The following is a 19618-nucleotide window of genomic DNA, read 5'->3' as shown; positions in this document are numbered from 1 at the left end:
TATAACAAGATTTATTTTTAATGGGAAAAATAATTGCAATTGCTAATCAAAAAGGAGGAGTTGGTAAAACAACAACCAGTGTAAATCTGGCTGCTTCTTTAGGCGTTTTAGAGAAAAAAGTATTATTAATTGATGCTGATCCACAAGCGAACGCTTCTTCTGGTTTAGGAATTGATGTAGAAACAGTAGAAGGTGGTACATATCATGTTTTAGAACATACGCTTTCTGCAAAAGATGCCATTGTAAAAACAGATTCGCCAAATGTAGATATTATTCCTGCTCATATAGATTTAGTTGCTATAGAAATTGAATTGGTAGACAAGCAAGAAAGAGAATACATGCTTAAAAAAGCCTTGGTAGATGTTAAAAATGATTATGATTATATTCTAATTGATTGTGCGCCTTCTTTAGGTTTAATAACTTTAAACTCTTTAGTTGCTGCAGATTCTGTAATTATTCCTATCCAATGTGAGTATTTTGCACTAGAAGGTTTAGGCAAACTTTTAAATACCATTAAAAGTGTACAAAACATTCATAACCCAGATTTAGATATAGAAGGTTTGTTATTAACTATGTTCGATTCTCGTTTACGTCTTTCTAACCAAGTTGTAGATGAAGTTAGAAAACATTTTTCTAGCATGGTTTTTGATACAATTATTAGAAGAAATACGCGTTTAGGAGAAGCACCAAGTTATGGTGAAAGCATAATTGCTTATGACGCAACTAGTAAAGGCGCTGTAAATTACTTAAATTTAGCCCAAGAATTATTAAAAAAGAATTCGTAAAATGGCAAAAGCAACTAAGAAACAAGCTTTAGGAAGAGGATTATCTGCTTTGTTACAAGATACTCCTAACATTAATTCTGCATCAGATAAAAATGCGGACAAAGTTGTTGGTAATATTATTGAGTTAGAGTTAGAATTAATTGATGTAAATCCATATCAACCTAGAACTTATTTTGATGAAGAAGCATTAAGAGAATTAGCCAGTTCTATTAGAGAGTTAGGTGTAATTCAACCAATTACTGTAAGAAAATTAGATGGTAATAAGTTTCAATTAGTTTCTGGTGAAAGACGTTTTAGAGCTTCAAAATTAATAGGAAACAAAACTGTACCAGCATATATAAGACTTGCCAACGATCAAGAAATGCTAGAAATGGCCTTGGTTGAAAACATACAACGTAAAAATTTAGATCCTATTGAAGTTGCACTTTCTTACCAACGTTTAATTGATGAAATTCAATTAACTCAAGAAGAATTAAGTACAAGAGTTGGTAAAAAGCGTTCTACAGTTACCAATTATTTACGTTTGTTAAAATTAGACCCAATTTTACAAACAGGAATGAGAGATGGTTTTATTTCTATGGGACATGGTCGTGCAATGATTAATGTAGAAAACACAGAAGATCAATTAGCTATTTATGAAAAGATTTTACGTGAAAAATTATCTGTAAGACAAACAGAAGATTTAGTAAAAAACTTAAAATCTGGTACTATTGCAAAACCAAAAAAGAAACAAGTTCCTGGTTATATAAAAAACAGTTTAAAAGATATTAGCGAATATTTTGGACATAAAATAGATGTAACTGTTGGAAGTAACGGAAAAGGAAAGATTTCAATTCCTTTTCATTCAGAAGAAGATTTTAATCGCATAAAAAACTTATTAAAATAATTGGTTTTTAAAAAAGTCATATTCGTTTTATTAATTGCATTTTATGCTTCTAATACGTTTGCGCAAAAAGATTCTGTAAACGTAAAAGGAGTAAAAATTAAAGGTGATATAAAAATTGAAAAAGGTGGTGTTTATGATGCTTTAGCACCTTCTAAAGCCGCTTTTTATTCTGCAGTTTTTCCAGGAATGGGCCAGATTTATAATAAAAAATATTGGAAAGCTCCTGTAGTTTGGGGGGCATTAGCAATACCAACTTATTATTACTTAACAAACAATAGCGATTATAAACGTTATAGAACAGCATACAAATTAAGAAAAAACGGTTTAGTAGATGAGTTTACTGTAGATGGAGTAGAAATTATTTCACTAGAAACTCTAGAAACCGCACAAAAAGGATTGAAAGAAAACAGGGATTTATCTCTATTAACTGGTGTAATTTTATATGTTTTACAAATTGTAGAAGCTAGTGTAAACGCACATTTACTTCAGTTTAACACAGACGATAATTTATCTTTAAGACCTTCTTTAATAATGAATCCTATAAAAATTGAATCACCTTCAGTTGGATTAACAATTAATTATACTTTTTAAAATGAAAATTGCACTACTTGGTTATGGAAGAATGGGAAAAGAAATTGAAAAAATTGCAGTTTCTAGAGGTCATGAAATTGTAATTAAAAAAGATGTTGATGATGTAATTGACATTACTTTAGCAGATGTGGCTATAGATTTTAGTGTTCCTAATTCTGCTTTTAATAATATTTCTAACTGTATTAACAATAATGTACCTGTTATTTCGGGTACTACAGGTTGGTTAGATAAATACAAAGATGCAGTTGCACTTTGCGAAGAAAAAAAAGGAGCTTTTATTTATGCTTCAAATTATAGTTTGGGTGTAAACATCTTTTTTGAATTGAATAACCAACTAGCAAAAATGATGAGTGCTTTAGAAGATTATGATATTTCTATGGAAGAAATTCATCATACTAAAAAATTAGATGCACCAAGTGGAACCGCAATTACTTTAGCGGAAGGAGTTATAAATAATACTTCTAAAAAAAATTGGGAATTAGGAGAAGTTACATCCGAAGAAAACATACCAATTGTAGCTAAGAGAATACCAGATGTTCCTGGCACACACACAGTTTGGTATAATTCTGAAGTAGATTCTATAGAAATTAAACACACAGCACATAGTAGAAAAGGATTTGCTTTAGGTGCAGTTGTTGCTGCTGAATGGATTCTTGGTAAAACAGGTGTTTTTAACATGAAAGATGTGTTAAATATCCGTTAATAGCTGTAACAATTTATCTTTTTTTCGCCTTATAAAAAATTAAAATTCTTCTCTCTAGAGAAAATTAAAGTATACAATTATGACATTTACAGAATGGTTTATCTTTTTTTTAGCAGTTCAAGTACTTCACTTTTTAGGAACTTGGAAATTGTATGTAAAGGCTGGTAGAAAAGCATGGGAAGCAGCAGTTCCTATATACAATGCTAATGTTTTAATGAGCATAATAAAACGTCCAAAATGGTGGGCAATTTTATTATTTATACCTATTGTAAACTTATTAATGTTTCCTGTAATTTGGATTGAAACTATAAGAAGTTTTGGTTTCAGAAAAAAGATAGATTCGTTTTTAGTTATTGCAACTTTAGGTCTTTATATTTATTATATCAATTATGCTACAGATGCAAAATACAATACAGACAGAAGCTTAAAACCTCAATCGGAATTAGGAGAATGGGTTAGCTCTATTACGTTTGCAATTATTGCAGCAACTTTGGTTCATACTTATTTTATGCAACCTTTTACCATACCAACATCGTCTTTAGAAAAATCTTTATTAGTAGGAGATTATTTGTTTGTAAGTAAGTTTCATTATGGTGCAAGAGTTCCTTCTACAGTAATTGCTGCGCCAATGGTACATGATTCTTTACCATTTACTGGTACAGCTTCTTATTTAAAAAAACCACAATTACCTTACACAAGATTACCTGGACTTCAGAAAATTAAAAACAACGATATCGTTTGTTTTAATTGGCCTACAGATTCTTTGGCAACAATGTGGGGAGATACTTCTGGAAAATACACCTACAAACCTGTTGACAAAAAAACAAACTATGTAAAACGTTGTGTTGGTATTGCAGGAGATTCTCTAGAATTAAGAGATGGATACGTATACATAAATGGAAAGAAAAACGATTTGCCATACAGAGCAAAATTGCAGTTTTATTACACGTATGAAGCTAAAACGCCAATCAACCAAAATACATACCCAAAATTTCTATTAGATAACGAAAGAACAAGGGTTTATAAAATTTCTAACGAATATTGGAATGATCCAAGAGTGCAAGATGCATTTAAAAAAGGAGCAAACTTATCTAAAATTGGTTCAGACTCTTTATACACAGAAGTTGCAGGAGGCGTTTCGCCAGATTTAGCAAGTCGTTTAAATATGACAAACGTTGCTACAAAAATAAATATCAATTTAACTGCTGAAGAAGTAGCTCGTTTAAAAAAATCTCCTTTAACTGTTTCAGTTAAAAAGATTAACCACGCAGCAGACAATGCCATTTTTCCGCATATAGAGAGTAATAAATGGAGCCAAGATAATTTTGGTCCAATATACATACCTAAAGCTGGTGCAACTGTTAAAATAGATTCTGAATCTATACCTTATTACGAGCAAATCATCAAAAATTATGAAAATAATGACCTGCAAATTGTTGGAGAAAATATTTTTATAAATGGTGAAAAAGCTGACTCTTATACTTTTAAACAAGATTATTATTGGTTAATGGGAGATAATAGACACAACTCTTTAGACGCTCGTTATTGGGGTTATGTTCCTTTTGATCATGTTCTAGGAAAACCAGTTATGGTTTGGTTTAGTTGGGATGCAAATGCTGCAACTTTTGGTGAAAAAATAAAGTCTATACGTTGGGATAGAATGTTTACAACCGTTCATGGAGATGGAGAACCAGTTTCTTACAGATATATAGTTTTTGCATTAATTGCTCTATACATTGGATGGAGTTTTTATAACGGAAAGAAAAAAACGGCTAAAAAATAAGTAAAATGTCGTTGTTTATTCCAACTTACTTCTCTCCTATTTCTCAATATTCAGAAATTATAAAATCTGATACCATTGTTTTTGAAATGGAAGATAATTTTCAAAAACAAAGCTACAGAAATAGATGTTACATTTATAACACCAATGGAAAACAGTTATTAAACATCCCAGTAAAACACCCAATTAAAGAAGGTAGAAAAAGAACAAAAGACACTTTAATAGACAATGATTCTTTATGGCAAGATCATCATTTTAAATCATTAAAAACCGCCTATAGAACTTCTCCTTTTTTTGAGTTTTTTGAACATGATATTGCACATATTTTTGAAAAAAAACACAAATACCTTCAAGATTTAAATATAGACAGCTTTCTATTTATTATGGATGCTTTACAGTTAAATTCTAATTTTACAAAAACATTAGAATATGAAACTGCAGCAATAAAAGAAGATTTTAGACATCTCTCGGAAGTAAAAAATCAACCAGAAAAATTAGTAGACACTTACATACAAATGTTTGATGATAAACATGGTTTTATACCAAATTTATCCATTTTAGATTTGCTTTTTATGGAAGGACCAAACACTATTAGTTTCTTATAAAAAAAGAAAAAAAATAATTTTAATTATATCACTTTTTAAGGACATTAAAATTAAATTTCTTTATAAATATTATATAAAAAGTAATACATTTGTTATATGATTCCCCCCAACTATTGTTAATTTAACAATTTATTTAAAGGCTTATTTTTTTAATAAGCCTTTTCTTTTTCTTATGAATTTACAATTTATTTTACATTATGGTTTGCATTTTATTGCTCCCTTAATGATTGCCCTAATATTTTTTAAAAAAAACTGGAAAACTGTTTACTTAATTTTTCTTTGCTCTATGTTAGTAGATTTAGATCATTTACTAGCAAACCCAATTTTCGATAAAAATAGATGTAGTATAAACTTCCATCCATTACACTCTTATTGGGCTATTGGCGGCTATTTTTTAGGCTTATTTTTTAGAAAAACAAGAATACTTTGTTTGGCATTGCTGTTTCACATGTTAACAGATTACATAGATTGTTACTTGTAATATTTTTTAAGAAGTATGTCTAATTCAGAAGAAATATTCAGCTTAAATATTAAAAATAAATACACAATAGTAATAAGTATACTTTTTAAAATAATGTTTATAGCAGGATGAATAGGAAGATTCCATATATAAATATTGTCTATTGGAAAATCCCAAAAATTAAATCCGAAGTATAAAACAACGATAATTGCAATCATTTTAAGCGTTTTATCTGTAAATGGAGTCATAGAAAACTTCTTTTTCACAAAATATATTTTATAGGTATTAGCAGATAAAATAACAATTAAAGTAGCTAGCGCTAAACCATTTGTACCAAAACCTAATTGATAATAAAATAGCTTGTTTAATAGATAAACAGAAAGCGCCATCATAATACTTATTGGCAGGGTAATTTTATAAAATTTAGAGTTATTTATAATTGCTCCATTATTTCCCAAAAACCCATTGTATAGTTTTAGTGAAGAAATCATAAGTACAACAAGAGTTCCTCCAGCATATTCTTTAGGTAACAAATTAAATAACTGATAAATATTTGTATTTATTAGAACAAAGAAAAGTCCGCTTATTAATAATAAATTAATAGAACTTTTCTTGTACAAAGAGGCTACTTCTTTATTATTATCTTCGTTTAATGTTTGTGACGTTAATGGTTGCAGAATATTCATCATTGCTCTGCTTGGTGCCTCTATAAAAGAACCAATAAATACAGCAACAGAATAATATGCAGCAGTTGCTATAGATTCTTTTCCAGGAATCATTACTTTATCTATATCTAAAATAATAGCTCCTGCACTTCCTGCTAAAATTATGTAACCAGAAAAACGTAAAACTTCCGTAAAATTTTCTGGTTTAGAAAATGTGAATTTTGGAAAATATAATTTAAAAGCATAAAACATCATTATAAACATCCTTAAAAAATATGCGGCTGTTAAATAATATATAAATTCTGCTTTTGTAATAAAGTCTAAATACACTGCAAATAGTAAAACCATTACTACAACCCTATTCCATAATTCTTTTAAAATATTACCAAAAACAGATTGAAAATGCACTTTAGCCCAAGCGTAAAAAATTTCGAAATAAGAACAAGCAACTGCTATTAAATAGATTACAAATGTATAATCTTTAATAACCGGATTTTCTATGGATAAATAATTACTTATTTCTTCGTAAAAAAGATTCCCAAAATACGCAAAGGGTAAAGCTATAAATAATGGTAAAAAAAGTACCGAAGATAAAAAACGGTCTTTTTCTATTTTTGTAAAATAACTTGAGTAGAATTTTATAATTGTATGATGAATTCCTAAAGCTATTAAAGGCATTAATAAGTTAGAAGCTGATAATAAGAAAGTTACCAAACCATAATATTCGTCTTCTAAAAAACGGGTATATAAAAAGAGTGTGTTTATACCACCAAAGGCAAAACCTAGATAAATAAATAAGGTGTTTTTTAATGATTGTTTAAATACAATTCCCATTATTTTATAGGTTTTTAATAATTTTTGATAATTGATTAGTTAATTCTTTTCTGTGATATTGGTTAGTATTTTTAGAAGCTACTTCTAACAATCCAAATTTGTAGCGTTCGTATAATAACTCAATTTCTAACGTTAGTTTTTCTTCATCATTGTAATCAATAACAAAACCTGAATTTGTGTTTTTTAGTATTTCTTGCAAATCTCCATCTTCTGGTCCAATTGCTAAAATTGGTCTTTTAGCAGTTAAATACTCAAATAATTTTCCAGTTAAAATTCCTTTATTATTCTTTACATCAGGAATTAAAAGTAACAAAACTTGTGCTTTTTGTTGATATTCAATTGCTTTTTTATGAGAAACATATCCTACAAAATTAGTGTTTTTTATAAGATTAGCTTTATCTATTTCATGTTTTACTTCATCAGAAATATCGCCAATGAAATTCAGTTGTAAATCATTTTTTAATTCTGAATTCTTTCTACATAATTTTTCTAAAACTCTAAACAAAATTTTTGGATTACTTTGTTTTGGCAACAAACCAATATAAGAAATCGTAAACTTATCATCTAAATTTACCTTATTCGATTTTAGAACTTCATCATCAAAACCATTAGTAATTACTTCAACATTTTTAGCAATTTTATTAAATTCTTTTTTAAGTGAATTGCTAACAGTTATTACACAATCTGCATTTTTAAGAACTGCAGTTTCTAATTTTTTATTTTTCTTTTTTGCTGAATTTCCTAGCTTAAAATCTTCGTTATAGTATAAACTTGTCCATGGATCTCTAAAATCTGCAATCCATTTTAAATTATTTTTTTGGTGTAATTTTTCTGCAATTAAGTGCATACTGTGTGGTGGACCTGTAGAAATAATTGTATCAATTTTATTTTCACTGATATATTTCTGAAGATATTTTACAGATGGTTTTACCCAAAAAATCTTTGGATCTGGAATAAAAAAGTTCCCTCTTATAAAAGATAAAAAACCACCTTTACTTACATTAGAAATTCCATCTTTAGAAGCATTTTTTTTCTTCCAAAAAAGCAAATCAGTAGGCTCCCAAATTGGCTGTTTTAAAACTTTTACGTTCTTTGGAACTTCGTTAAGCAAACTGTTATCTTCTTTAGGATAATTAGCACTATCTACAGTATAAACAATTGGCTCTATGCCAAAATCTTGTAAATATTTTACAAACTTTAACCAGCGTTGAACACCAGAACCACCAGCTGGAGGCCAATAATATGTAATTATTAATACTTTCAAGTTTATAAATTATCGTATAAATGTAAGAGTTTTTTTGCTGTATGTTCCCAATTTAGGTCACCATTAAAAGCTACGTCAAAACCTTTTGTTGCTTTTATAGTTGCTAGCTGGTAATTATTATGAATATTAACTACTTCTTCTGCAAAACTATCTGCATTTCCAGCTTTAAAAAACGAACCTATTTTGTGAGTTTCAATAATTCTTTTTAAAGGTGCACAATCTGAAACTAAAATTGGCTTCTTTGATAATAAAATTTGAAATAATTTATGCGGAATTGTACTTTCTGTATGCAAATTAGAAATATGAGGAATGATATTTATAGATGAACTTTTCATAATCTCAACCACTTTTTCAAAAGGCTGACTTCCATATATAATTACATTTTCTCTAACATTAAATTTATCAATCAAATTTTCCAAATATTCTTTTACATCTTTATTTGCTGGACCAATAAGCGCTAAAACTGAGTTTGGAATTTCTTTAGAAATTTCTTGCATTCCTTCTATAGCTGTTTGTAAACCTCTATGAGGGCCAAAACCACCAACATAAGAAATTATAAATTTATCTTCATAATCTTTAAAAAAAGTTTTTTGCTCTGTTGAAAAATTAGCTGCAAAATCTTTTTTTTCTGAATTGGTAATTACTGTAATTTTATTAAATTTTATAGAAGTATCAAGTACTATTCTAGATTTCATTTCTTCTACTACAGCAATAATTTGGTTGTATTTTTTTATAATTTTATTCTCATATTTTTGCCATCTATTATAACTAAAAAACAACTTGTTTTTTAGTCTTACAATTGGGCTTTTCCTCCAAGAAAACCATGTTAGTAGAGCTGCCGCATAATTTTCGTGCAAATCTAAAACTGATTTTAAATTGTATTTCTTTGCCATTTTTAAGCCTGTTTTAGCTAATGGTAAATCATGTACATGCAAAACATCAATTTTGTTTTCTGTAATTATTTCTGGAAGAATTTTATAAAATTTAGGGTGAATAAAATTAATTGCAATTCTAATATCAATAATCCCTTTTTCTGCAAAACTCTTGTAATGTATTTTTCTTAAAACCCTAACATTATTAATAGTTTCTTGTTGTTTTTCATCATTATTTCTACAACATAAAACAAATACAGAATGCTTTTCAGCCAGAGATTCAGCTTCTTTTCGCACTCTTATATCAGCTGGATAAAATCCATCTAACAACATTAAGACAGTATGTTTTTTGTGTTTATCTTGTTGCATAAACAGCGTAATATCTTGGCGTAAAATTTCTTAAAATGGGTCTAAAACCTATTTTTTTTATTGGGCTTGTCCATTTTTCTTTTTCCTGAATTTTCCAACCAGATTTCTCTAATAGCCAGTCAAACTGCCAATCTTCAAATTCATGATAATGTCTGTCCCACATATCTGTTTTACTTCTATAGGCCTTTGCAAACCATAAATCTAATGGTATTGTTGCTATTAATTTTGTAGATTCAATTTCTCTTAAAACATTAAAGGGAGCTAAAAGATGTTCGAAAATTTCGAAAGCAGTTACAGCATCTACTTTATGTTTTTTTACAATTTCTGGCAATACATCTAAATCTTCTCCTTCTGTATTTATAACGGTATAACCATTTTGCTCCATAATTTCAGAAAAAGGATTTCTAATTCCTAAATCTAGAATTGTTGCTGGGCTTGGTAAAACTTTTTGTAGAAACGCAAGTGTATGTTCGTATCTTTTAGACGGAATTATGTTATACATTTTTTTGTTTCTTTTTTTCATCATAAAAACACCAACCAATACCAATTAAAAATAATAATGCATAAGAACTTAAAGATATCATTTTTCCTTGCTGAATAACTTTTGGTTCGAACTTAAATTCTATGGTATGTTTTCCTGCAGGAATTGGCATTCCACGTAACACATAATTCACTCTAAAATGTGGTGTTAATTTCCCATCAACATAAGCATTCCAACCATTCTCATAATAAATTTCAGAAAATACAGCAAATTGTTCTTTTGATGTTTCTGATTGATATGTAAGCGTTGTAACATCGTAATTTAAAAGCTCTATTCTTGCTGTTGAATCTTTTTCAATTGATGTTTTTATGTTTGCTTGATTTCTAATAACAGCAACTGTTTTAGTATTTAAAGAATCTAATGCTTTTATTTCTTCATTTGCAGAATCTACTACTTTTAAAGAATTTACAAACCAAACATTACCATTTGCATCTGGGTTTTTCTGTGCTTGTAAATTTCCTTTATCATCAGGCACAATAAAATATTTTGTGTTTAACATGTTTAAGACTTGCATGTTATTTTTTGCTATTTGATACTCAAAAAGTTCCTGATAACGCATCATTTTTGCCGCATGATAACCACCAATAGATTGATGAAAATAAGAAGTGGTTCCATCATTCATAGGATCTGCCGCAAAATTACCAACTCTAAAATGACTTTTATCTTGCAGTATTAATTTGTCTGCAGAAGAAGCTGTAAATGGTTTTTCTATTTTTCTTGCAGATTTAAAATCACTTTCATTTACATACTTTTTATCAACAGAAATTAAATCAAAAAGTATTAAAACTGCCAATGCTAATATTACAGGAGTTTGCTTTATTTTTTCTTTCAATAAAAACCATAATAATCCTGCAGAAAGAAACATTAAAATTAAAGAACGAATAGAATCTGAAAGTAACATCGATTTTCTGTCGGCAATAACAGCATCTATTAAACCAGGTAATTGGTTGTATTGTTGCTCATCTCTTAAACCTTCGAAAGTAGAAAAACCATGTGCTAATAAAAACCCAACAACAATTAATCCTCCAAAAACGTACAAAGCTTTCTTTAAAGCTTCTTGTTTTTCTTCTGTTGAAACTTTAGATGAGAAAAATTCTTTTAAAGCTAAAAATCCTAGTAAAGGCACACACAGTTCTGCAATTACTTGTATAGATGAAACTGCTCTAAATTTGTTATACAAAGGAACATAATCAATAAAAAAATTGGTTAGAAATTCAAAATTTCTACCCCAACTCATTAAAATTGAAAAGATAGTTGCTGCTACTAGCCATTGTTTTAATCTTCCTTTTACAAGAAAAAATCCTAAGAAAAATAAGAAGAAAATAACAGCACCAATATATGCTGGTGCTTCTACAATAGGTTGATCTCCCCAATAGGTTAAAACTTGACTAGAATAATCATCAGCTACTTTTTTGCCAGCTTTAGATTCTATTAATTGATAAAATTCAGAATTGTCGCTCAATTCTTCAACAGTTCCTCCTCCCATAAAACGAGGAATAAATAAATTAAAAGTTTCTAATTTTGCATAACTGTATTGCGTTATATAACTCTTATCTAATCCTTTTGTAGCTTCTTTTTTAGTTCCATTAGGGCTTATTGTCAATTCAGATTTCCCTCTTGTACTGGCGTCTGCATATTCTTTCATAGACATTAAACGCGGTGCATTTGCACCAACACCTAACAAAACTGCTGCAATAATTACTGCCGCTTGTTTTATAAAAGCTGGTAGTTTTTTTTCTTTTAATGCATTTACAAACTCAACAATTCCTAGAATAAATAGACAGAAACCTAAGTAATAGGTCATCTGCGGATGATTTGTATAGATTTCTAAAGCCATTGCCAAACCTGTAACTATAAAACCAAGAACATATCTTTTCTGAAAAACCCACAAAACACCTGCTAAAACTAATGGCATGTATGCAATTGCATGTGCTTTGGCATTGTGTCCTGCTCCAAAAATAATAATTAAATAGGTTGAAAACCCAAAGGACAAAGCTCCTAGAATTGCCAACCTCCAATCTACTTTTAATGCTAACATTAATACAAAAAAACTTAGAAAATATAAGAATGTATAATCTGCTGGTCTTGGTAAAAAACGTAATGTTCTGTCTAAAGTTCTAACAAAATCATTGGGGTAATAAGCACTTATTTGATAAGCAGGCATTCCACTAAAAGAAGCGCCAGTCCAATAAGGTTCTGTGTTATTATCTGCTCTAAAATCATTAATTTCTTTCACCATTCCTTTAAATTGGGTGATGTCTGACTGATTTAATTTTTGTCCATCTAAAACAGGATGAAAATAAATAATAGAAGCCAACACAAAAATAATGATTGCAACTACATAAGGTAAGTATTTGTTAATTTTCATATTAATCTATTTCTTCGAAATCTACGTATTCTCCAACAGAATTTTTACTTTGTTGGTCTTTTCTTGGAGCTTTATCTATAATTGTTTCTCCTTCTTTAACTGTGGTGCTTTTAGGTTGCTGATTTCTAAATTGTTGTTCTGCTTTTTTCTGAATTGTTTCTGCAGCTTTTTTCATTAAGAAAGGTGCAAAAAGTCTCGCCAAAAATTTAAAAGCGTAATAAAATAATAATATAAAAAATATAGTTTTTAGTAAACCCATGTGTAATCTATGTTAAAAAAATCAATCAAAAATAACAATTTGCTTACAATTGTAACGTTAACAAACTACAAAACTTTTACAAACTTAAAAAAGTAGCCAATGCTTTTTAAAAATAGCATTTTTACCCTATGTTTGTGATAGTACTTAATTACAAAATTTAAAATGTATTTGATAGTAATGAAAAACTATAAACTAAAACTCTTTTTCGTATTTTTTATCTTTGGTTTTTCATCAATTTATAGTCAATATACAGAAGTTATCAACTCTAATAAGCCTGGTTTTTCTGAAAGTCCTTACAGTGTTGGTACTGGTGTTTATCAATTTGAAAGCAATTTCTTTTTAAGAAACACAAGTATAGAACCAACATTTTCTTTACCACAATCTTATGGGGCAGACATTTTTTTTAGAACCAGTTTTTTTCTAGAAAAGTTAGAACTAAACACACAATTAACCTATCAAAGAGATAAAGTTGCTTTTAAAAATATATTTACATCTCATTATTTTACTTCTGGCTTAAGTAAAATGACAATTGGAGCTAAATATTTATTGTATCAACCAACGTATACAGACAAATCTAAAGAAGTTAGAAGCTGGAGAAGAAGATTAGCGTTTGATAAAAAAAGACTAATTCCTTCAGTTGCGGTTTATGTTGGTATGAATACCGATTTTGTAAACGACATTCATAAAACTGGCGGAATTACTCCTAAAGTTGGAGTCTTACTTCAAAATAACTTAACTAGAGACTTTAATTTAATTACCAATTTCTATTATGATAAAATTGGTAGCGATTTTTCTGAATTTTCTTACATTGTTACAGCAACACAAAATTTTAGTGACAGATGGTCTGCTTTTTTTGAAAACCAAGGTGTTTTTAAAAAGTACCAAAATGATGGTAATATAGGTTTAGGTTTGGCTTATTTATTTAGCAAAGACTTACAAATAAATACTTCTGGCAGAATGCTTTTTGAAGGAAAATCTGAAGGTTTTTATGCTAGTGTAGGTGTTTCTTACAGAATTAATAAACACGAAGATTCTTATACCGATTTAGATGACAATGGCAAAGAAGTTAAAGACACACCAATAAGTAGGTACGAGAAAAGTCAAGGAGGTTTTTTTAGTAGAATTTTTAGCATTTTTAAGAAAAAAGACAAAAAGAAATCTTCAAGAAAAAGAAGTAGAAAGAGAAATTAAAAATAAACGTATTTTATTTGATGATTACACTAAAAAAAGTTACTTCAAAAAAAGAAATGAAAGCTTTTGTACGCTTTCCATTTTCACTTTACAAAGACAATAAATATTGGGTTCCACCAATTATTAAAGATGAAATTGACAATTTCGACCCTAAAAAAAATCCTGTTTTTGAAAATGCTGACGCACAATTTTTTGTTGCCATAAGAAATGGAGAAATTGTTGGACGTGTAATTGCAATTATTAATTGGTTTGAAGTTGAAAAACAACAAATTAAAAAAATGCGTTTTGGTTGGTTTGATGTTATTGATGATATTGAAGTTTCTAAAGTGTTATTAGAGAAGGTAAAAGAAATTGGGTTAGAAAATAATCTTGAATATATAGAAGGTCCAATAGGTTTTAATAATTTAGATAAAACTGGTGTTTTAATTGATGGTTTCGACCATTTAGGGACTATGATTACTTGGTACAATCATCCTTATTACAAAGATCATTTAGAACAATTAGGTTTTGTAAAAGAAAAAGAATATTTAGAAAATAAGTTTAAATTTAAAAATGTTGATGGTGTTTATTTTGATAGAATTAGCAACATTTTAAAAAGACGTTTTAAACTAAAAGCATTAGATTTTACAAAGACAAAAGATATTCTACCTTATGTAGATGAAATGTTTGAAGTTTTTAGTGCAGCGTATTCTAAACTCTCAACTTTTGTTCCCATTTCTGATGCACAGATTGCTTTTTTTAAAAAGAAATATATTGGTTTCATAAACCCAGAATACATAAAATTTGTGGTCGATGAAAATAATAAACTAGTAGCCTTTGCCATTGTAATGCCCTCATTTTCTGAAGCGCTACAAAAAGCAAAAGGAAAATTATTTCCATTCGGAATTTTTCATTTATTAAAAGCTAGAAAACATGCAAAAGATGTCACTTTCTATTTAATTGGTGTACATCCAGATTATCAAAACAAAGGAGTTCATGCCATAATTTTCGATCAATACACTAAAACTTTTGCACCTTTAGGAATTGAAAATTGCATAAGAACACCTGAATTAGAAGACAATGAAGCAATTAAAAAGTTGTGGGAGAATTTTAATCCTGTTACGCATAAAAGACGTAGAACTTATAAGAAAAATATTTAAACTTTAAGTTGGGAGTTGGGAGCTTGAAGTAAAATTTTAAAACAAATGTCATTTCGACTTTATGGAGAAATCTTTACCCAGAAAGCTTGAAACATTAAAATAAAATAACTTCGATAACTTTGAACAAAGAAACTTGAATAAACAGTATGCAACTATTTTACAATTCAGAAATTTCTACAGAAACCAAACAAATTACTTTCGATAAAATTGAGAGTAAACATATTGTACGCGTTTTACGTAAAAATGAAAATGATGTTTTAAAAATAACCAACGGAAAAGGTTTTTTGTTTGATGCCAAAATTACTTTTGCAAGTGATAAAAAATGCATGGCAGATATTATCAGTTTCGAAGAAAAACCAAAACCTTGGAAATATTATCTTCATATTGCTATTGCTCCCACAAAGTTGAATGATAGAATAGAATGGTTTCTAGAAAAAGCCACCGAAATTGGTATCGATGAAATTACACCAATCATTTGCAATAATTCTGAAAGACGTGTTGTAAAACTAGAGCGTTTTGATAAGATTATTCAGTCTGCAATGAAACAATCTTTAAAATTTACATTGCCTAAATTGAATGCTCCTATAAAATTTAGCGAATTTATAAAACAGAATTTAGACGGTAATGTTTGTATTGCACATTGTGAGGAACAAGACAAAAACTTACTACAATCTGTTGTAAAACCATCAGAAAAAACAACTATTTTAATTGGCCCAGAAGGCGATTTTTCTTCCGAAGAAATTAAAAAAAGTTTAGAAAAAGACTTTACTCCTATTTCTTTAGGCGAAAGTAGATTACGCACAGAAACTGCTGGTTTGGTTGCTGTAAATACAGTTTCTTTTATCAATCAATAATTTATTCTTAACTATTACCAGAATATAAAAAACTGTATCTTTAACAAAAAAAGCTAAAGATTGACAGTTAAAGATATTTTCAACCTCTTCTTATTAATTAGTGCTTTACATGGTTTTTTGTTCTGCTTGTTAATTCTCTTTTCGAAAAACGGAAGAGAGAAAAGCATGATTTTTATCAACTTATTAGTATTGATAATTTCTTTAAACAATATACAATCTTGGGTTCTCGCCAAAAACTTTTTTATAGAATATTTCTTTTTAGATTACATTCATATCCCTTGGCATTTTTTAATTGCTCCACTTTTTTACATGTTTTTAATTAATTATCTAGAAATTGAAAAGAGAAGTAAGAACATTTTAAAAATAATACTTCCGGTTTTTCTTCTTACTATTTCTATCAGAATAGGCTTTGTTTCTTTTTTTAGTGATAAAAACACAACAGATGTTGCTTATTTATTTGAAAAATATACTTCAATTGAAGAGATATTTAGTTTAATCGTTTCATTAATTATTTTTGGATATTCCTTTCAGATTTTATCAAAAAAAGAACAATTATTTACTAAAATATTATCTTTTGATAATTTAAAATGGATTTACACCTTCTTTAAATTAGGCTTATTTACGTACGTTTTTTGGATTATTGCACTCGCAATAACGGTTGCTTTAGACTTTAAAGAATTTATTTACTCTTATTATCCTTTGCGTGTTCTAACCACTGTTTTAATTTATTGGATTGGTTACCAGGCAATTATTCAATTGCGCTTATTAAAAGAAAGAAAAGATTTAAGAAAACAATTAAACTTTGCACCTATTTTAGAAGTTAAAGAACAAACAGAAGAAGAAAAAGACGCTGACAAACAACTACTTTTCGATAAAATACATTCACTTGTAGAAGACAAAAAACTGTTTATAGAACCAAAATTAAGTGCAGATTTTTTAGCAAATGAACTAGATATTAGTTCTGCAAAATTATCGAACACAATTAAACTGTTTTCAGGAAAAAACTTTAACGATTATATTAATGAGTTTCGTATAGAGTTGGCAAAAGAATTATTAACTCATGAAAACTATAAAAACTACACCATTACTTCTATTGGTTTAGAATCTGGTTTTAATTCGAAATCTACTTTTTACTACACTTTTAAAAAACATACGGGTTTAACTCCCACAGAATTTCAGAAATCTACGGTTTAAAAACTAAATAAATCTGTCCGGAATTTCACAAATGTGTCCAGAATTTCTTAAAATCGAGAAATTCTGGACACTTGTTTTTAAATTGATTTCTAATTTGGTGGAAAATTAAAAATCTATTAATTATGAAAAAAATAATTCTAGTAATTATCCTATTTACTTTTAGTAATAGCTATTCTCAAAAAACTAAAGATTCTTTAAAAATTAAGAAAAATGAATTTAAAGTAAATGTTGCTTCATTTATAGATAAGTATCCAGAATTCACTTACGAAAGACTTATAAATGATGAAACTGCTTTTGGTCTTTCTATTGGTTTTTCTATTGAAAATAATACTGACACTGAAACTGACAATACCACCAATTACAATTTTAGTATTATACCTTATTATCGATTTTTCTTTGGAAAAAAACCAGCCGCTGGCTTTTTTATTGAAGCCAATGCACCTTTGTTTTCTCAAAAATATATTGATGGTAGTTTTTTTAACAACCAAAGCGAAGGTGGATTAGGTTTTGGACTTGGTTTGTCTATTGGAGGAAAATTTATGACAAAAAGTGGTTGGATTGGAGAAATTTATTCAGGTTTAGCAAGAAGCTTTATTAATACTGATAAAGTTCGTCAATTATACCCAAGAGCAGGAATAACAATCGGTAAAAGGTTTTAATTATTAAGAAAATAATCTACTTATCATCAATACACTGTAAGTAAATATTTCCAGAATTTCTTAAATCGAGAAATACTGGAATACTAAAACTCTTAAAAATCATAATTTTATAACAACAAATCTAAAACCCTTTTATCATGAAACATTTATTTTTAAAAACAGCACTATTTCTTTTTGCATTAACACTATTTAGTTGCGAAGGCAATAACTTAAATACAAACGACTCCACTGGAGATGACACCTTTTCCTGCCTTGTAAATGGAAAACTCTATACACCTTCTGCAGGTACTGGTATTAATGGTGGAGATATTAGACCTTTTGCTTGGGCATATTCAAATTTAGGTAATTCTAATATCCCAATGTTTTTTAAAATAACGAGTGGTGGGGAATATACTTTGTCCCTTGTATCTATTGAGCCTAACATAGGAATAAATAATTTAAATCAAAAATTAGATGATACTGTAGACTTTACACATTCAGGGATGATAATTTTAAATAGTCTTATTTTTTATAATACCAAAAACAATCAAAACAATGGTACTATAATTTTTACTGAATTATCAGAAACAAAAGCAGTAGGAACTTTTGAATGTACTTTATACAATGATAATGGAGATGAACTAAAAGTTACTGAAGGTAAATTTAATCTCTCTTTAGATAGTAGAACAAATTAAAAAAGCAGTAGCGCCAACTACTGCTAAATATATTAAATACAACAAACACTAATTTATTAATATTTAACACAACAAAGTTATGAAGAAAATTACTTAAAAAATATTCCAAAATTTCACAAATGAATCCAGAATTCCATAAACATCAAAAAAATTTAAAATTCAACACGCTAAAAATCAATAAATTAAATTAAATGTGTCCAGAATTTCTTAAATAGAGAAATTCTGGACACCTAAAACAATATTTATAACTAATTTTAAAAAATACAAACCCTAAATAAACTATTATGAAAACAAAAACATTTAAAATCATCTTTACTTTAATAATAACTTTATTTTTAAGTTGTTCTGATAACGAAAATTTAGTTGAACCAATAATTGAAGATACACTACCTCCAATTACAGAAATTGGAGCAAATACATTTGGATGTCTTATTAATGGGAAAGTTTTTATACCCAAAGATAAAACAGGTTATACACCTCCAGGAGGAGGTACACCTAAAGGTCTTAAAATATCTTCAGGTGATACTAACATAGTTGATTATTATGCAATTACTGCAAGAGATTATATTTCTCATAGTCTATATATATATATACCAACAGACAGACCTGAAAAAAGAAAATATGAATTTAAACTAAGTCCTGGAGTGGCTTCAACTTTAGAAGCTCCAAATTTTCCTCATATATTCCTTATTATAAATAATAAAAAATATATTTCTTTTGATAATTCGGGATCTATAGAGTTTAATAAAGTTGATTTTATAAGTGAAGTTTGTGCTGGAATTTTTAATACAAAATTAAGAAACATAGATAATCAAAATGATATTGTTCAAATTACTAATGGACGTTTTGACTTAATATGTACAAAACCTATAGGAGATTAAAAAAAGCAGTAGCGCCAACTACTGCTAAATATATTAAATACAAT

At 28.3% G+C, this 19618-nt stretch carries 20 protein-coding genes; 14 read left to right on the top strand and 6 right to left on the bottom strand.

What is annotated here, in order from left to right:
• Window positions 1-20 precede the first annotated feature (20 nt).
• From H9W90_RS02075 to H9W90_RS02045, 7 genes are all read left to right on the top strand, one after another.
• A complete protein-coding gene (locus H9W90_RS02075) occupies window positions 21-785 on the top strand; it encodes a ParA family protein (RefSeq protein ID WP_187482826.1) in 765 nt (254 codons plus the stop codon).
• Window position 786: 1 nt separating this feature from the next.
• Complete coding sequence (locus H9W90_RS02070) at window positions 787-1671, top strand: ParB/RepB/Spo0J family partition protein (protein WP_187482825.1); 885 nt, start codon at window positions 787-789, stop codon at window positions 1669-1671.
• A complete protein-coding gene (locus tag H9W90_RS02065) occupies window positions 1672-2262 on the top strand; it encodes a DUF5683 domain-containing protein (protein ID WP_187482824.1) in 591 nt (196 codons plus the stop codon). It begins immediately after the preceding gene.
• 1 nt (window position 2263) lies between these two features.
• On the top strand, window positions 2264-2965 hold the full coding sequence (gene dapB / locus H9W90_RS02060) for a 4-hydroxy-tetrahydrodipicolinate reductase (RefSeq protein WP_187482823.1): 702 nt from the start codon (window positions 2264-2266) through the stop codon (window positions 2963-2965).
• 79 nt (window positions 2966-3044) lie between these two features.
• Window positions 3045-4748, top strand: coding sequence for a signal peptidase I (gene lepB, locus H9W90_RS02055; RefSeq protein ID WP_187482822.1), 1704 nt, complete (start codon window positions 3045-3047; stop codon window positions 4746-4748).
• Between the two features lie 5 nt (window positions 4749-4753).
• A complete protein-coding gene (locus H9W90_RS02050; protein ID WP_187482821.1) occupies window positions 4754-5350 on the top strand; it encodes a WbqC family protein in 597 nt (198 codons plus the stop codon).
• 172 nt (window positions 5351-5522) lie between these two features.
• Window positions 5523-5831 (top strand): DUF6122 family protein, encoded by a 309-nt coding sequence (locus H9W90_RS02045; RefSeq protein WP_187482820.1) that lies wholly within the window; start codon window positions 5523-5525, stop codon window positions 5829-5831.
• Here H9W90_RS02045 and H9W90_RS02040 read toward each other — a convergent pair.
• From H9W90_RS02040 to H9W90_RS02015, 6 genes are read right to left on the bottom strand one after another with little or no spacing between them, the layout of a single operon-like run.
• On the bottom strand, window positions 5822-7309 hold the full coding sequence (locus H9W90_RS02040; RefSeq protein WP_187482819.1) for a lipopolysaccharide biosynthesis protein: 1488 nt from the start codon (window positions 7307-7309) through the stop codon (window positions 5822-5824). The two genes, H9W90_RS02045 and H9W90_RS02040, sit on opposite strands and share 10 nt — an antisense overlap.
• 4 nt (window positions 7310-7313) lie before the next feature.
• Window positions 7314-8573: a glycosyltransferase family 4 protein gene (locus H9W90_RS02035; RefSeq protein WP_187482818.1), complete on the bottom strand. Its 1260-nt coding sequence runs from the start codon at window positions 8571-8573 to the stop codon at window positions 7314-7316.
• Window positions 8574-8575: 2 nt separating this feature from the next.
• Window positions 8576-9814, bottom strand: coding sequence for a glycosyltransferase (locus H9W90_RS02030; protein WP_187482817.1), 1239 nt, complete (start codon window positions 9812-9814; stop codon window positions 8576-8578).
• Window positions 9801-10316: a class I SAM-dependent methyltransferase gene (locus H9W90_RS02025; RefSeq protein ID WP_187482816.1), complete on the bottom strand. Its 516-nt coding sequence runs from the start codon at window positions 10314-10316 to the stop codon at window positions 9801-9803. Before H9W90_RS02025 ends, H9W90_RS02030 begins: the two co-directional genes overlap by 14 nt.
• Window positions 10309-12723 (bottom strand): YfhO family protein, encoded by a 2415-nt coding sequence (locus H9W90_RS02020; protein ID WP_187482815.1) that lies wholly within the window; start codon window positions 12721-12723, stop codon window positions 10309-10311. Before H9W90_RS02020 ends, H9W90_RS02025 begins: the two co-directional genes overlap by 8 nt.
• Window position 12724: 1 nt before the next feature.
• The gene (locus H9W90_RS02015) at window positions 12725-12982 is read right to left on the bottom strand and encodes a DUF4834 family protein (protein WP_187482814.1); all 258 of its coding nucleotides are present in this window, start codon (window positions 12980-12982) and stop codon (window positions 12725-12727) included.
• Window positions 12983-13159: 177 nt separating this feature from the next.
• Here H9W90_RS02015 and H9W90_RS02010 point away from each other — a divergent pair, with 177 nt between their 5' ends.
• The 7 genes from H9W90_RS02010 (at window position 13160) to H9W90_RS01980 (ending at window position 19574) form a co-directional block, all read left to right on the top strand.
• Window positions 13160-14173, top strand: coding sequence for a transporter (locus H9W90_RS02010; protein WP_187482813.1), 1014 nt, complete (start codon window positions 13160-13162; stop codon window positions 14171-14173).
• 20 nt (window positions 14174-14193) lie between these two features.
• Window positions 14194-15312, top strand: a complete 1119-nt coding sequence (locus H9W90_RS02005) for a GTP cyclohydrolase (RefSeq protein WP_187482812.1) — start codon at window positions 14194-14196, stop codon at window positions 15310-15312.
• A 146-nt stretch (window positions 15313-15458) separates the two neighbouring features.
• On the top strand, window positions 15459-16166 hold the full coding sequence (locus H9W90_RS02000; protein ID WP_187482811.1) for a 16S rRNA (uracil(1498)-N(3))-methyltransferase: 708 nt from the start codon (window positions 15459-15461) through the stop codon (window positions 16164-16166).
• 60 nt (window positions 16167-16226) lie between these two features.
• Window positions 16227-17360 (top strand): helix-turn-helix domain-containing protein, encoded by a 1134-nt coding sequence (locus tag H9W90_RS01995; protein ID WP_187482810.1) that lies wholly within the window; start codon window positions 16227-16229, stop codon window positions 17358-17360.
• Window positions 17361-17482: 122 nt separating this feature from the next.
• Window positions 17483-18019: a DUF3575 domain-containing protein gene (locus tag H9W90_RS01990; RefSeq protein ID WP_187482809.1), complete on the top strand. Its 537-nt coding sequence runs from the start codon at window positions 17483-17485 to the stop codon at window positions 18017-18019.
• 137 nt (window positions 18020-18156) lie between these two features.
• Window positions 18157-18693, top strand: coding sequence for a Riean_0653 family protein (locus H9W90_RS01985; protein ID WP_187482808.1), 537 nt, complete (start codon window positions 18157-18159; stop codon window positions 18691-18693).
• Window positions 18694-18977: 284 nt separating this feature from the next.
• Window positions 18978-19574 carry a Riean_0653 family protein gene (locus tag H9W90_RS01980; RefSeq protein ID WP_187482807.1) on the top strand — a complete coding sequence of 199 codons (597 nt, stop codon included), beginning with the start codon at window positions 18978-18980 and terminating at the stop codon, window positions 19572-19574.
• The last annotated feature ends 44 nt before the right edge of the window (window positions 19575-19618 follow it).

The organism is Polaribacter pectinis (assembly GCF_014352875.1).
In the GTDB taxonomy this organism is placed as follows: domain Bacteria; phylum Bacteroidota; class Bacteroidia; order Flavobacteriales; family Flavobacteriaceae; genus Polaribacter; species Polaribacter pectinis.
Note: the sequence above shows the minus strand (reverse complement) of the source record. Positions and strands in the feature narration are given on the sequence as shown.